This window comes from Burkholderia sp. 4M9327F10 (assembly GCF_005503145.1).
In the GTDB taxonomy this organism is placed as follows: Bacteria; Pseudomonadota; Gammaproteobacteria; order Burkholderiales; family Burkholderiaceae; genus Paraburkholderia.
Genome location: NZ_SCNV01000046.1, coordinates 1 through 12,647, shown reverse-complemented (window position 1 = coordinate 12,647; position 12,647 = coordinate 1). Strand labels below are relative to the sequence as shown.

Here is a 12,647-nt window from a genome sequence, read left to right as displayed (position 1 = left end):
CATCCGCTTACTGTCACATTTACGTATGAAAAATGCCAGCTTGTCCGCGCGCCGTGGGCGCGACAGTGGGGCGCCCAAAACATCGCTTCCCGACGCGGTAGCGGGCCTGTCTCTGGAATCGCACGAGCCAATCGGGAAGCAGATTTTCCGCTCGCTGCGCGAGGCGATTTTTACCGGCTTGCTCGCACCCGGCACGCCACTATCGGAAAAGGAAGTGTCGGAAATGTTTCAGGTGTCCCGGCAACCGGTGCGCGAGGCATTCATCAAGCTGGTCGAGGCCGGTGTGCTTCAGGTGCTGCCGCAACGGGGCACTTTCGTTAAGCGGATTTCGCCGCGCAAGGTGCGTGAAGGCCGCTTCATTCGCGAGGCGATCGAAGCGGCTGTGGTGCGTAAGGCTGCAGTGGCGATCACAGATGAACAGCTAGCGGGGCTCGCCGCTAATCTGCGTGAACAGAAGGCCGCTTCGAAGGCCAACAACACCGCCGCGTTTCTCGCCTGCGATGAGCAGTTCCATTTCCTGATCGCGCAGTCGATCGACTGTGTGGCAGCGTGGGACACCATTCAGGACATCAAGGCGCAGATGGACCGGGTGCGCTACCTGAGCCTGCATGAAGTATCACCGCTGGATCTGCTCATCAGGCAGCACGTGCACATCGTCAACGCGTTGAAAGCGCACGATCCCGAAGCCGCCGAAGAGGCGATGCGTGCCCACCTTCGCGAGATTCTGGTGTCTCTCGGGCCGGTCGCCGAGCGAAATCCCGACTGGTTCGAACCGGATGAGCCGGAGCTGGTCGCCCTGACGCTGTGAGATGCGGCGCCCGCCTGGAGAGTCAGGTGGTCGGGGCAGGCAGCGTCCGGCTATCCCCGCCCGTTGCACTAGCCGGGGTACCTCATGCTTCGGATGAGCGATGTATCCGCACCGGCAGCATTGTTGCCGCTGCGAACGCCAGCAGATGCAGACAGGACAGCGCAACAAAGGTCATCAGAAATTCCTGCGGCTGAGCGCCCGTATGATCGCGGACGGTCAGCGAGATGACTGCCGCGAGCAGGGTAGTCGAAATCGGACCGCCGACCCGTTGTGCAATGTTCAACGCGGTGTTCGCCACGGCAAGCCGCGCTTTGGGTATTGACGAATACGCTGCCGAAATCGACGGTATGGTGATCGTTCCCTGGCCCGCTCCGGCCAGGAACAGACTTATCACAGCCCATGTCGCTGAGAATTGATGTCCTATCATCCATAGGAACGGGAGCGTGCTGAGGAAAGCGAGCAGCGCGCCTCCTGCCGAGACCGCGCGGCAACCATATCTGTCGGTCAGAAATCCCAGCAACGGAAACAGGCACATCATGCCAATACCCGTCGACGCGATGAGCCAACCCGCGTGCGCGGCGCTCAACCCACACCCTCCTATCAGGTACAGCGGCACGACAAGTTGCCGGCCAAACAACAGGCCGTTGGCGAAGAATTGCGTGGTCGCTGCGACCGAGAAAGTCCGTTGCGTAAAAATCGTTACATCGATCAGTGCCGAACTGCCTTTGCGCACTGCGTGTGCGAGGAATCCCGCAAGAAACACGACGCCGGCTAGCAGAACCCATTGCCCCTCGGTATGCGACGCGTTTTGCAGCCCATAGATGAAAGCAACGAGGCCCGGCGATATCAACACGAAACCGGGGAAGTCGAACGGGCGTTTCTGTAAAGACATGGTGTCGCGCGGAAGCAGCAGCACAGCCAGTACGACACCGAGAATGCCGATCGGGACGTTGAGATAAAACAGCCACGACCATGCAGCCCGCGCGAGGATCGTTCCGGCCAGTACGGGGCCCAGAATGGGCGCAAGCAGAATGGGCAGGGCGGTGTAGCCCATCACGCGCGCCATGTTTTTTCCGGCCACGCGCGCAATCATCATCTGCGTCATGGGCGCCAGCACGCCGCCTACGAGACCCTGGAATACGCGGGCAGCGATCAGCTCGCCCATGGTTCGGGACGCGCCGCATAGAATCGAGGCGAGCGTAAAGGTCGAGAAGCAGATAAGGTAGAGCCGCTTCGCGCCGATGCGATCCACGAACCAGCCGTTGAGCGGCAGCATCAGCGCCATGGCCAGCAGATAGCCGCTGACGACCCACTGCGCAGTGGCAATCGAGGCGTCAAGCGTGTGGCTGATGGTGGATAGCGAAACGTTGACCACGGTCGAATCGAGCTGTGTCATAAACGGCCCGATCACGGCGACAACCGCCACCTTCCACACCGACGAACCGATGCCGCGAGGCGCGCTGGCGCTCGTACTGGCCTCGCTCATTTTTCGGCCAGCCGCTTCATGATTTCACCGGCCTTGAGCAAGGTGTCGCGTTCCTCTGCGCCGAGCTCCGAGATCGCTTTCGAGAGCCACATCTGCTTCGCCTCGCGGTTCTTCTTGCGCAACTGAACACCCTTTGGCGTCAGCTCGATCAGCAGTTGGCGGCCGTCGCTAGGGTGCGGCGTGCGCTTGACGATGTCCAGCTCCTCGAGCGACGCAATCGTCGTTCCCATTGATTGCGGCCGCATTCCTTCGGCTCGCGCCAGTGCCGCGATAGTGGCGGGGCCGTCGTTAGCCAGCCGCGACATGACGACCGCTTCGGTCATGGACAACTCTCCCGCATAGGATTCGCTGCGGGTGCGCCGGATCAGCAGGCCCAGCGACTGCATGAAATCGATAACGGCTTGATCGAGGGGCGTGACGGGCATGGTGGTTCAAATACGGTTGGCTTGAGTCTGCGTTCATGATGAAGGTAGACAGATAAACTTGCAAGGTAAACTTCTAAGTTTTGGCTGGCGAATTAATGTAAGCTGTAATGCATCCCGGCGAGCTATCTTCGAGCGTATGCCGCGAAGGAGGGCAAACGTTCGCGGCGCTGACAGCCCAAGCCGGCATTTCACAGCTGGCGGTGTTCGGGCATCTCGCGCTGCTGAAGCAGGCCGGCCTGATTCAAAGCGGGGGAGCCAATGGATGCATCGGAACAGATCGATCAACTGATAGCGGGAATCACCGACTGGCGCGGCAAGACGTTCGCCAGTATCCGCAAGATTATCCTCGGCGCCGACCGGGAGATCATCGAGGAATGGAAGTGGATGGGAAGCCCTGTGTGGTCCCGCGATGGAATGATCGCGGTTGCTAACGCCCACAAGGGAAAGGTGAAGCTGACCTTTGCCCATGGGGCGGGTCTCGCCGATCCCGACAAGCTCTTTAACGCGGGCCTGGAAGGCAACGCAAGACGAGCGATCGATTTCTTCGAGGGCGATGCGGTTAACGAGCGCGCCCTGAAAAAACTCGTCCTTGCTGCTATCGAATACAACCAGAGCAAATTGAAGAAGAACGCGCCTGCGGGGCTGCAAGCGAAAGCGAAAGCGAAAGTGAAGGCGAAAGTGAAGGGCAAAGAGGCCTGATGAAGCTGCCGCCTCCGAAGTGCGCGGCACTAAATAGATTAAGATTTGACTCCCACACCGGACTCTGCCGCCGCCAAACATGTTATCCGCCCAAGATCGCAAGCTTTTACGCCGCAAGTGCCCGCACCAGGTGTCCGGGTTTATCGAGCCGAGGCCCGCAACGCTATTTCGGCAAATGGCGGATTGGTGTGAAGCGAATCATGTCGATTACGATCGCTATGGCGAGGGCGATCTTATCGAGCATTTTGAGCAGAAGATCGCGGCCTTGCTCGGCAAGCCGGCTGCGGTATTCGTGCCAAGCGGAACCATGGCCCAACTCGTCGCGGTACGAATCTGGACCGAGCGGCAACGCGCAGCGCGCATCGGTCTGCATGTCACCTCGCACCTGGAAAATCACGAGGAGCAGGCCTATCAGGCGCTCTTCCGATTGCAGGGGGTAAAAATCGGCCAGCCTTTCAGGCCTATTGTGGCGGACGATATTGCAAACCTTGCTGAGTCGTTGGGATGTCTGATCGTCGAATTGCCGATGCGCGAGATCGGTGGACGCCTGCCGTCATGGGAAGAGCTTGAATCCCTGAAGTCGGCCTCTCGTGAACGCGGGATACCGCTGCATATGGACGGCGCCAGGCTTTGGGAGTGCCGGGCTTTTTACGGCCGTTCATACGCTGAAATAGCCGATGGATTCGACTCGGTCTACGTGTCGCTTTACAAGGGAATCGGCGGCATCGCGGGTGCGGTTCTCGCGGGCAGCGAAGACTTCATTGCGGCAGCCAGACTCTGGCGCCAGCGCATGGGCGGCAGACTCATTAGTCAAAGCCCGATGCTGGTTTCCGCGGCAATGAATTTCGATGCACGGATTGCCATGATGGAACCTCTCTATGCGAGGACCATAAGCTTTGCCGAAGGGCTGAACGCGATTGACGGGATCAGGACGCTGCCGCGTATTCCGCAAGTCAATATGCTCCACGTCCTGTTCGAGACAGGCGTCGACGAACTGAACGATCGGCGCGATGCGATCGCTTCGACGCAAGGGTACTGGTTATTCAACGGAGCCAGGGAGTCGGGCGTGCCGGGCTGGAGTCTGGCTGAGATTTACGTCGGCGACGGCCTGCTTGCCATGGCGGACGAGCAGGTCTTGCCGATGTTCAAGCGGCTGATGGCCGAAGCGCGCCGGTCCTGACGCCGCCATCACTGCGCACGTAATGCATGCATGCGTGCCTCTCAGCGGTTCGCTAGAGCGCTTTGCGCTCAAGCGCCGGCCATTTATACAACGCAACGCTTCCCCGCACGCGTCCTTGCCGGGTGGCCGTGACCTGGCGACCGCGAAACCAGAACATCACCGAGACGACACTCGTGCCAGGCTTTAACATGCCGTCGAAAAGCTCCGCCAGTTTGACCATAGGACTGCGCATCAAATAGCAGGTCACCGCATCGGCGTCCGCTAAGTCGCACTTGTTGAAGTTTCCCCAGACCAGCGACACATTGGACATCTTGCGAGTCCGTAGCCGGGCAATCCAGTAGGGTAGCGGCGACATTTCGATCCCACGCACCTGGGCATCCGGGAACGCGCGCGCCAACGCGATCACAAGCGCACCCCAGCCGCTGCCGAGTTCATAGATGATCGCCCGTTGCGGAAGGTTCGCTTCTTTCAATAGCGCGATTGCGTCAGCGGCTTCAGCAGCGCTCGAGGAGAGGGAGGGGACGCCGGTGAGTAGCTGAACGACAACAAGCGAAAGGCAGCCGACTACGACGGCGAACATCACGAGAAACGATACGATATCTGACATGGCGGACTGCCGGTTTGTTATTTTCCCGTTGAAACGCCGTCAATTCGCCTGCCCTTGCAGCCGGCGCTCGGGCTCCGTCCTGTGGAGATGCACGGCGTAGGTGTCCCAAGGCAGTTTAACGGCCTGTTCCGAACCGTTGGCAACCTGGACCAGAATCCGTCCTGCCTCGCCACGGTGATAACCACCGTGCGTGACGACGTGGGTCAGCATCTCGTCGCGCGTCATGTATCCCTTGTCGCCATCAGTGAAGGCAAAGGCTACCGATTCGGACAGTATCGCGGGCGTAACCGTCCCCACGTAGTCGAGGTACCACTGATCGGTAGCCGCGTGGCCGGCACGCAGTTCCGCGAGATCGGGTGTGTGGGGCGTATTGTCCGACTCGAAGTGATGTGTTTCGACCAAAAGATGCGCTGCGAATATCCGGTTCACCACCAGGCAATGATTCATCAGCCGGATGGCAAGATGCCGTTCCGCCGAATGATGCTCGGCGCTCAGGCTATCAATTGCGTCGAGGAGTTCGACGTTAGCCCAGGCCTGATAACGGAACATCTTGAGCAGCAGTTCGCGTGCACCCATCGTGTCGATCTCCTCGCCGGAATAATAGATGTGGGGTTGGTGCCACATTATTTCCGCGCGGGCCTCGTATGTCTACTTGCGTTTGCGGATTCTCCTAGGGTTGCCGCGCACCTAAAGACTGCGTAGTCATGCGGCGTCTGAGATCCGCGGTGGTCTCCCCCTTGCCATCCGGGCGCCACCCGGGCGGCATGAAGAGATAGCCGCACACTTCACGTATGGACCGCGCCTCGAGCAGATCGCGCCACAATGCGCGCCATTGATTGAACTCGACCGTTAGCAGGTTATAGGTCGTCATCGGCGTAACGAGTCCAAAGCGGCACGGTATGCCAGGCTTTTCGGCAATATACGTATTGAACAAACGGTCGAACACGATCAGCACGCCGCCATAGTTTCCATCCAGGTACTCGAGGTTAGACGCGTGATGCACCCGGTGCGCGGAAGGCGTGTTCAGAATCCACTCCAGCGGGCCCAGGCGCGGAATCCATGTTGCATGCAGCAAGAACTGATAGAGCAGGTTCAGCGAAAGCATCAGGAGTACGATCTTTGGCGGCATGCCGAACAGCGGTGCGAGTACGAAAAACGCCGTGGATCCCGTCAGCCGCCCCAACCAGCCGAAGCGATACGCGGCAGAGAGGTTGAGCTGGTTGGGCGAATGATGGACCGAGTGGTTGCACCAGAACCAGCGCGTCCGGTGCGCCGCGCGGTGAAACCAGTAATAGCAGAACTCCTGGCCGAGGAAGCAGCCGAGCCAGCCGCTCCAATGGTTCATCGGCAAGGTCCAGAGCCGGTGCTGCCAGAACCAGTCCATCGCATGGCCCCAGAACGCCAGCGGCAGCAACCACTGCAACGGATACTCGCGAACCAGGAAATCGATCACCGACACGGAGGTGGCGCGCCAGTCATAGCCGCGCCAACCGTGCCGCACCGACAGCACGAGCGCCTCGGCCATCGAGGACGCGAGAACGATGTACACAGCGTATTTGAGCAGGATGAGCAAGGTGGCCATGATCGGAGCTTCGACAGGATGATGTTGTTCAGCGTAGTTCGAGGCTAGTTACCTGGCAATTGACTTGGGACGAGTCGGGTCTTGCGTGTGACGAACCGGGCGATTGGCGTTATTGCAAGAGGCGCTGCATAAGCGCCTCGCGATGCTGCCGGCTGCACGGCACCTCGGCGCCGCTATGCAGCGTCACGACGGCATCGCCTTTGCTGCGTGGCCGCACGGTGGCGACGGCGGTGAGCGCGACGGCCGCGCCGCGGTGCGTGCGGACAAACAGGGTGTCGAGATCGTCAAGCAGCGAAGCGAGTGTGCGGCGGATCAGCAGGGTTCGCCCGGGCAGATGGAGCGTGACATAGTTGCCGGCGGCCTCCAGCCATTCGATGTCGGCACAGCGCACGACATGGGTTTGCCCGCGATCGGCGATCATCAACTGGGTTGGCGCACCAATCCGCGGGCGTGTCGCGCCACGCACCGAATCGCGCAGCCGCTGCACAGCACGCTCGAGTCGCTCCGGTTCGACAGGCTTCAGCAGATAGTCGGTGGCATGGGTGTCGAATGCCCGCAATGCGTACTGGTCGAAGGCGGTCACGAAGACCAGCGCCGGAGCGTCGTCCGGTAACGACGCGGCGACGTCGAAACCGTCCACCCCGGGCATCTGTACGTCGAGAAAGATCACGTCGGGCCGCAACTGCATCGTCAGCGCGAGAGCCGCCGCGCCGTCGGAGGCTTCGCCGACCACGTCGACATCGGCAAACGCGCGAAGCATGCGCAGCAGCTTGCTGCGCGCGAGCGCTTCATCATCGACAATCAGCGCGCGCACGGCAACCTCACTTCCGCGATCAGGCCACCGCCTGGCCGCAGCTTCAGTTCGAGACTCGCCCGCGTTCCGTACAGCGACTGCAGGCGGTCCACGAGATTGCCGAGACCGACTCCGCGTGTGGCGGGGAGCTGCTGCAAATCGCCGTCGTCTTCTATCTCGACATGCAGCATGCCGGCGCTCAGTTGCGTCCGTATCACGATGTGCGTGAATGCATTGCGCCGCTCGACCACGTGGTGAAAGCAGTTTTCCAGCAGCGGCTGCAGGCCGAGCGTGGGTACGCGGCAGTTCTGCGCCGCGTCGTCCACCTGCCACGAAATCTGCACGCGGTCGGCGAAGCGTTGCACCATGATGTCCGCATAGGCGCGCAGCAAGGTCAGCTCCTCGGCCAATGATTGTTCGGGGCGCCGGCTCGCGTCAGTGGCCGCGCGCAACAGGGTCGCGAGGCGGGTGAGCACCCTGTCGGCGGCGTCGGGATTGCTGTGCATCAGGGCTGAGATGGTGTTTAGCGCGTTGAACAGAAAATGAGGCTGGAGTTGCTGGGTCAGCTGCGCAAGCTGGGCTTCGCGAGCGAGGGTGGCCTGCTGTTCCGTGCGCAGGCGTTCGGTCGCCCATGCGAGGTACGAGCGCACGCCGAAATGAATGCCGCTGAACAACGTGTAGTACAGGGTGAAAGTCGTCGCTTCGTAGACCAGGACTTCGTGCCACGGTCCATGCTTGTACCGTAAGCCACCCAGCGCGTAGATGCCAATGCGCATCGCAAACATCGCGCTGAGGTAGGCGATCATTTGCAGCGGCATCCATGCGCAGGCGCGCAGAAACCATTGCAGCGGATGGTTCAGGAAGCGATCGAGCCGCGCGGTGCGCTTCATCTGCACGGCAAGGAGCAGGGTGGCGCCGAGCGCGGACGTGCCGTAGTCGACGAGCGGCCGCCAGACATGCAGCTCGCCTGTCCAGAGGGACTGCTGTATCCCGACGGCGAGCATGAGCAGCCAGAACGCGGCCCAGGGCCAGACGAGGCGCCGCCACGGGTTGGGCGGTCTGGGTTCATCGACGAGGCAGCTAGTGTTCATTGACCCGGGTCATTCGAGCTGGTCTGGGGTAGGGGCGCGAGGCACGGCATGTCAGGCGCACGCCGGAGACGGTTCGGCGTCGCCAGGCGACGACCATGGTAATCGCGAAGGCGCGCCGGTCCCACTGGTTTTGCTATCATTACTGTATAAACATACAGCTACCCATGATCGCCCCGTGGTGACAGATGCTTCCTGACGCGCCCTCCGTCGCTCCTGCTGAGGTTCCCTTTGCCGCGGCCGGCGCGCCTTCAGCCACGGCCGGCGCACCTGAGACGCCGGCCGCCGCCCTCTACTACCTGCTGAACTTCGAGCGCGCGCTGGCATGGCTTGCCGAGCGCTATGACGACATCCTCGGCCCGGACGAACGCCGCTTTCTCGACGCATTCCGCGGCCTGCCGCAGGCGTCCCGGGCGTTACTGGTACGCATGCTGATGCGCAAGGGTACGCTGTTCAGAGCGAGCCGGCTGACGTATGACGAGATCGGCTGTCCGTTGCAAGCCGCCGCGCCGCTGATCGCGCTCGGCTGGATCGACCCCGCGCCGTACCTGAGCCTTGACGAACTGTTCGCGCTCGCGACCCGCCCCGAACTACAGCAGATGTTCACCGATGCCCCTGCGCGCAAAGGCAGCCGCAAGTCGGATCTGCTCGACGCGCTGCGGGCCACGCATGGCGAAGCGCGTCCCTTTGGCGCCTGGAACCCGCAGTCCACCGAGCCGGTTTTCCACGTCGTGATTGCGCCGCTGTGCGAGCGTTTGCGGCTGATGTTTTTCGGTAACCTGCATCAGGACTGGTCCGAGTTCGTCCTCGCGGACCTGGGGGTGTTCCAGTACGAAACGGTGCCGTTTGCGCCGTCGTCGCGGGCGTTCCAGCAGCGTGAGGACGTGGACCGCTATCTCGCCTTGCAAGCCTGCCGCGAAACGCTTGAAACGCTCGCGCAGGGCGATTCTGTCGAGCCGTTGCTCGGCGAGATCGGCGCCGTCGAAACCGCCAACCCGTGGCTGGAAACGCGTCGCGCCAAGCTGCTGTTTCTCGTCGGCCAGCACTGCGAGCGTCACCGTCAGTGGGACGCGGCGCTTGCCGTCTATAGCGGCTGTGTCTGGCCCGGAGCACGCCATCGGCGCATCCGGGTGCTGGAGCGCTGCGATCGTTTCGACGCGGCTTTGACGCTGGCGGCACAGGCGGCCGAAGCGCCGGAAAGCGAAGAGGAGCGTCAGCGCGTGGCGCGCATGCTGCCGCGTTTGCAGCGCCGTCTGGGCCAGCCGGTGGCGAGGGCGGCCGCGGCAGGCCGTATCGAGCGCAGCGCGCTGGTGCTGGCAAGACCCAGTGCGCCGCTTACCGTCGAGTATGCCGCGCGTGATCACCTGAGCAGCGCGGAGGCGCCGGTCCATTACGTCGAGAATGCGCTGATCAACTCGCTATTCGGCCTGCTGTGCTGGGAGCCGGTTTTTGCGGCGATTCCAGGCGCGTTTTTCCATCCGTTCCAGCGCGGCCCGGCCGATCTGCATGCGCCGGATTTTCATCTGCGCCGTGCCGCGCAGTTTGATGCCTGCCTTGCGCAACTGGACACCGGCGCATATCGCGAGACGATCCTGCGGCACATGGAGCGCAAAGCCGGCCTGCAGTCGCCGTTTGTGTTCTGGGGTGTGCTGACAGCCGAACTGGTCGGGCTGGCGCTCGACTGTCTGCCGGCCACGCATCTGAAACTGTGGTTCGAGCGCTTGCTGCGCGATATCCGCAGCAACCGGTCCGGCCTGCCCGATCTGGTGCGCTTCTGGCCGGGCGAGCGGCGCTACGAGCTGATCGAGGTGAAGGGGCCGGGCGATCGTCTGCAGGACAACCAGATCCGCTGGCTGGAATACTGCGTGCAGCACGGCATGCCGGTGCGGGTGCTCGACGTGCGCTGGGCCGACGATGCACTCGCAGCCGGCGTCGGAGCGGCGGCATGAGCTACGTGGTGGCGGTGCGGGCGATGTGCGAGTTCACCGCGCGGCGCGGCGATCTCGACCTGCGCTTTACCCCCGCGCCCACGGCGGCGGAAGGGATTGCTGGACACGCCACCGTGGCTTCGCGGCGGGGGCGCGGCTACGAATCGGAGATCACACTGGGCGGCACGCACCGCAGCCTCAGCGTGCGCGGCCGCGCCGACGGTTACGATGCGACGCTCAACCGGCTCGAGGAGATCAAGACCTATCGCGGCGATCTCGACGCGATGCCGGACAATCACCGTGTGCTGCATTGGGCCCAGGCGCTCGTCTATGGGCATCTGCTGTGCCAGACACGCGGGCTGGGCGAATTGCAGGTCGCGCTGGTGTACTTCGACATTGGCAGCCAGAAGGAAACCGTCCTGACGCAATCGCACAGTGCGGCCGAGCTGGAGGCGTTTTTTGTCGAGCAGTGCGAACGGTTTATCGGCTGGGCCATGCAGGAGGAAGCGCATCGCAGCGCGCGCAACGCGGCGTTGAGCGTGCTGGCTTTTCCGCACGGCCAGTTCCGCAGCGGGCAGCGCGAGCTGGCGGTTTCGGTGTATCGTGCGGCGCGCGATGGGCAGAACCTGATGGCGCAGGCGCCAACCGGTATCGGCAAGACACTCGCAACGATTTTTCCGCTGCTGAAGGCCTGCGCCGGGGATCAGGTGGAGCGGATCTTCTTCCTGACCGCCAAAACGCCGGGGCGCGCACTGGCGCTGGATGCGATCGAGACGCTGCACGCCAGTGCCGGTGCAGCCGCCGAGGCAGACGTTGCTGCTAGCGCGAGCCCCGGCAACGCCGTCGTGAATTCCTCCGCCAGGCCGCCTCTCCCATTGCGCACACTGGAACTGGTCGCCCGCGACAAAGCCTGCGAACACCCCGACAAGGCCTGCCACGGCGACTCCTGCCCACTCGCAAGCGGCTTCTACGACCGCCTCGACGCCGCCCGCAGCGCGGCACTGGCGGGGCGCCGCCTGGACCGCTCGGCAGTCCGCGCAGCGGCGCTCGCGCACGACGTCTGCCCGTACTACCTCGCGCAGGAACTCGCACGCTGGAGCGACGTGGTGGTGGGCGATTACAACTACTACTACGACAGCAGCGCGCTGCTGTATGCGCTCACGCAAGTGAACCAGTGGCGGGTCGCCGTGCTGGTCGACGAAGCGCATAACCTGCTGGACCGCGCACGCCGCATGTACTCGGCCGCGCTGGAGCAAACCGCATTCCGGGCGGCCCGCAAGAGCGCCCCCACTGCGTTGCGCAAGCCGCTCGAGCGGCTCAATCGCGAGTGGAACGCGTTGAATCGCGCCCAGACCGACGTCTACCAGGTGCACCCGGACATCCCGCCCGGCCTCCTGAGCGCGGCGCAAAACCTGATTGGCGCGGTGACCGCGCAGATGACCGAAGCGCCGCTGTCGATCGACGAGACCCAACTGCGTTTCTATTTCGACGCGATGCATTTCGTCGCGCTCGCCGAGCAACTGAGTGAGCACTCGGTGTTCGACACCACGCTCGCGCCGGAGCGCCTTGGCGCGCGTCCCAGAACCGCTTCGACCCTGTGCGTGCGCAACGTGATTCCCGCGCCATTCCTCGCGCCGCGCTACGCAGCGGCGCGCACCACGGTGATGTTCTCGGGCACGCTTAGCCCGCATCATTTCTATCGCGACACGCTCGGCCTGCCGGAAAACACCCGCTGGCTCGACGTAGAGGGGCCGTTTCGCGCGGAGCAACTGAAAGTGCATGTGGCCGGTCATGTGTCGACCCGCTGGCGCGACCGCGAGCGCTCGCTTGCGCCAATCGTCGATCTGATTGCGCGGCAGTACGCCACGCAACCCGGCAATTACCTGGGTTTCCTGAGCAGTTTCGATTATCTGCAGCGCGTCGTGGCGCTGATGCGCGAACGCCATCCCGATCTGCCGGTGTGGGCGCAGGAGCAGGGCATGGACGAGGCTGCGCGGGAAGCCTTTCTGGCGCGCTTCAGATCGACGGGCCAGGGGGTGGGTTTTGCGGTG

General features: G+C 62.8%; 12 protein-coding genes and 1 pseudogene. 6 read left to right on the top strand and 7 right to left on the bottom strand.

Annotation, left to right across the window (positions count from 1 at the left end):
• Positions 1-25: 25 nt before the first annotated feature.
• On the top strand, positions 26-808 hold the full coding sequence (locus tag FFS45_RS30245) for a GntR family transcriptional regulator (RefSeq protein ID WP_249362991.1): 783 nt from the start codon (positions 26-28) through the stop codon (positions 806-808).
• 82 nt (positions 809-890) lie between these two features.
• Here FFS45_RS30245 and FFS45_RS30240 read toward each other — a convergent pair whose 3' ends face one another.
• Positions 891-2,294, bottom strand: coding sequence for a DHA2 family efflux MFS transporter permease subunit (locus FFS45_RS30240; RefSeq protein ID WP_137958309.1), 1,404 nt, complete (start codon positions 2,292-2,294; stop codon positions 891-893).
• On the bottom strand, positions 2,291-2,719 hold the full coding sequence (locus FFS45_RS30235; RefSeq protein ID WP_137958308.1) for a MarR family transcriptional regulator: 429 nt from the start codon (positions 2,717-2,719) through the stop codon (positions 2,291-2,293). The genes FFS45_RS30240 and FFS45_RS30235 overlap by 4 nt, the downstream gene beginning before the upstream one ends.
• Positions 2,720-2,810: 91 nt before the next feature.
• Between FFS45_RS30235 and FFS45_RS42515 the strand changes: the two are divergent.
• The 3 genes and pseudogenes from FFS45_RS42515 to FFS45_RS30220 all read left to right on the top strand — a co-directional run.
• A pseudogene (locus tag FFS45_RS42515) lies at positions 2,811-2,961 on the top strand (helix-turn-helix transcriptional regulator); the annotation flags it as partial.
• Positions 2,962-2,977: 16 nt separating this feature from the next.
• Positions 2,978-3,418, top strand: a complete 441-nt coding sequence (locus tag FFS45_RS30225; protein WP_137958307.1) for a DUF1801 domain-containing protein — start codon at positions 2,978-2,980, stop codon at positions 3,416-3,418.
• A 79-nt stretch (positions 3,419-3,497) separates the two neighbouring features.
• Entirely contained in the window at positions 3,498-4,598 is a 1,101-nt protein-coding gene (locus tag FFS45_RS30220) for a beta-eliminating lyase-related protein (RefSeq protein ID WP_137958306.1), read from the top strand.
• Between the two features lie 52 nt (positions 4,599-4,650).
• Here the strand turns inward: FFS45_RS30220 and FFS45_RS30215 are convergent, their stop codons facing one another.
• The 5 genes from FFS45_RS30215 to FFS45_RS30195 form a co-directional block, all read right to left on the bottom strand.
• Positions 4,651-5,205: a class I SAM-dependent methyltransferase gene (locus FFS45_RS30215; RefSeq protein WP_137958305.1), complete on the bottom strand. Its 555-nt coding sequence runs from the start codon at positions 5,203-5,205 to the stop codon at positions 4,651-4,653.
• Positions 5,206-5,244: 39 nt separating this feature from the next.
• The gene (locus FFS45_RS30210) at positions 5,245-5,829 is read right to left on the bottom strand and encodes a DinB family protein (RefSeq protein ID WP_249362990.1); all 585 of its coding nucleotides are present in this window, start codon (positions 5,827-5,829) and stop codon (positions 5,245-5,247) included.
• A 46-nt stretch (positions 5,830-5,875) separates the two neighbouring features.
• A complete protein-coding gene (locus FFS45_RS30205) occupies positions 5,876-6,787 on the bottom strand; it encodes a sterol desaturase family protein (protein ID WP_137958304.1) in 912 nt (303 codons plus the stop codon).
• Positions 6,788-6,896: 109 nt separating this feature from the next.
• Complete coding sequence (locus FFS45_RS30200) at positions 6,897-7,601, bottom strand: response regulator (protein ID WP_137958303.1); 705 nt, start codon at positions 7,599-7,601, stop codon at positions 6,897-6,899.
• Positions 7,589-8,671, bottom strand: a complete 1,083-nt coding sequence (locus FFS45_RS30195; RefSeq protein WP_137958302.1) for a histidine kinase — start codon at positions 8,669-8,671, stop codon at positions 7,589-7,591. The genes FFS45_RS30200 and FFS45_RS30195 overlap by 13 nt, the downstream gene beginning before the upstream one ends.
• Positions 8,672-8,856: 185 nt before the next feature.
• On the opposite strand from FFS45_RS30195, the gene FFS45_RS30190 reads away from it, so the two are divergent.
• Both FFS45_RS30190 and FFS45_RS30185 read left to right on the top strand, forming a co-directional pair.
• Positions 8,857-10,617: a VRR-NUC domain-containing protein gene (locus FFS45_RS30190; RefSeq protein WP_137958301.1), complete on the top strand. Its 1,761-nt coding sequence runs from the start codon at positions 8,857-8,859 to the stop codon at positions 10,615-10,617.
• On the top strand, positions 10,614-12,647 hold a 2,034-nt coding region (locus FFS45_RS30185), incomplete at its 3' end, for a DEAD/DEAH box helicase (protein ID WP_137958300.1). The genes FFS45_RS30190 and FFS45_RS30185, both read left to right, overlap by 4 nt.

Coding starts and splice junctions, on each gene's coding strand:
- FFS45_RS30195 (WP_137958302.1), bottom strand. CDS start 8,671: ATGAACACTAGCTGCCTCGTCGATGAACCCAGACCGCCCAACCCGTGG.
- FFS45_RS30240 (WP_137958309.1), bottom strand. CDS start 2,294: ATGAGCGAGGCCAGTACGAGCGCCAGCGCGCCTCGCGGCATCGGTTCG.
- FFS45_RS30220 (WP_137958306.1), top strand. CDS start 3,498: ATGTTATCCGCCCAAGATCGCAAGCTTTTACGCCGCAAGTGCCCGCAC.
- FFS45_RS30210 (WP_249362990.1), bottom strand. CDS start 5,829: ATGTGGCACCAACCCCACATCTATTATTCCGGCGAGGAGATCGACACG.
- FFS45_RS30215 (WP_137958305.1), bottom strand. CDS start 5,205: ATGTCAGATATCGTATCGTTTCTCGTGATGTTCGCCGTCGTAGTCGGC.
- FFS45_RS30235 (WP_137958308.1), bottom strand. CDS start 2,719: ATGCCCGTCACGCCCCTCGATCAAGCCGTTATCGATTTCATGCAGTCG.
- FFS45_RS30190 (WP_137958301.1), top strand. CDS start 8,857: ATGCTTCCTGACGCGCCCTCCGTCGCTCCTGCTGAGGTTCCCTTTGCC.
- FFS45_RS30225 (WP_137958307.1), top strand. CDS start 2,978: ATGGATGCATCGGAACAGATCGATCAACTGATAGCGGGAATCACCGAC.
- FFS45_RS30245 (WP_249362991.1), top strand. CDS start 26: ATGAAAAATGCCAGCTTGTCCGCGCGCCGTGGGCGCGACAGTGGGGCG.
- FFS45_RS30205 (WP_137958304.1), bottom strand. CDS start 6,787: ATGGCCACCTTGCTCATCCTGCTCAAATACGCTGTGTACATCGTTCTC.